This window comes from Kitasatospora sp. NPDC059646, assembly GCF_042734615.1.
Taxonomy (GTDB): Bacteria; Actinomycetota; Actinomycetes; order Streptomycetales; family Streptomycetaceae; genus Kitasatospora.
Map to the genome: position 1 here is coordinate 1 of NZ_JBHWDS010000115.1, position 1,237 is coordinate 1,237.

Sequence of the window (1,237 nt, forward strand, 5' to 3'; positions counted from 1 at the left end):
GAAAACGCACGTCAGGAGCACGATGAGCCGGATATGGGCGGGGATCGACAGCGGCAAGGGCCACCACCACGGCGTGGCCATCGACGCGGACGGCAGGAAGCTGCTGTCGCGGCGGGTCGCCAACGACGAGCCCGAGCTGCTGGACCTGATCGCCGACGTCCTGGACCTCGCCGCCGGCGGGCCGGTGACGTGGGCGATCGACATGACCGGCGGGGAGCCGGCCCTGCTGCTGAGCCTGCTGGTCGCCCACGGCCAGGAGGTCCTGTACATCCCCGGCCGCCTGGTGAACCGGGCGTCCGACGGCTACCGCGGCGAGGGCAAGACCGACGCCCGCGACGCCTTCGTGATCGCCGACCAGGCCCGGATGCGCCGCGACCTGCAGCCCGTCCGTCCCGGCGACGAGGCCGCGATCGAGCTCAAGCTGCTGACCGGCCGGCGGACCGACCTGGTCGAGGACCGGACCCGGTCCGTCAACCGGCTGCGCGGCACCCTGCTGAGCATGTTCCCGGCCCTGGAGAGGGCCCTGGACGTGACCAACACCGGCCCGCTCAAGCTCCTGACCGGCTACCAGACCCCGGCCGCGATCCGCCGGGCCGGCGTCGCGCGGCTGGCGAAGTGGCTCGCCAACCGCAAGGTCAGAAACGCAAGAGACCTCGCCGAGGCGGCAGTTGGGGCTGCCGAGCGCCAGCACACCACCGTCCCGGGGGAGAAGGCCATCGCCAGGCTGGTCCACACCCTGGCCGAGGGGGTGATGGCCCTCAACGAGCAGATCGCCGAGATCGACAAGCTCATCGAGGGCCGGTTTCGCGAGCACGAACTCGCCGCGATAGTCGAGAGCGTCCCGGGCATCGGGACCGTGCTCGGCGCCGAGTTCCTGGCCGGCGTCGGCGGCAGCCTGGACGCCTTCCCGTCCTCGGACGCCCTGGCGGCCTTCGCCGGCGTCGCACCGGCCCCGCGCGACTCGGGCAAGGTCAGCGGCAACCTGCACCGGCCGGTCGTCTACCACCGCAGGCTCCAACGCGTCTTCTACACCTCGGCGTTGGTGAGCATCCGCTGCGATCCGAACTCGCGGGCGTTCTACGACCGCAAACGCGCGGAGGGCAAGCGGCACGTCCAGGCCGTGATGGCCCTGGCCCGTCGACGGGTCAACGTCCTGTGGGCGCTGATCCGTGACCGACGGTGCTACCACGTCACACCTCCAGTGACCGAGACAGCTTGACAACGACATTAGGAAGCG

The 1,237-nt window shown here is 71.1% G+C and carries 1 protein-coding gene; it reads left to right on the forward strand.

The window, feature by feature from the left end; all coding sequences use genetic code 11:
* The first annotated feature begins 22 nt into the window (after positions 1-22).
* Positions 23-1,219, forward strand: coding sequence for an IS110 family transposase (locus ACFV1L_RS36335; RefSeq protein WP_380374568.1), 1,197 nt, complete (start codon positions 23-25; stop codon positions 1,217-1,219).
* The last annotated feature ends 18 nt before the right edge of the window (positions 1,220-1,237 follow it).

Bases quoted from the DNA above. Each gene is read 5' to 3' on its own strand.
- ACFV1L_RS36335 (WP_380374568.1), top strand. From the start codon at position 23: ATGAGCCGGATATGGGCGGGGATCGACAGCGGCAAGGGCCACCACCAC.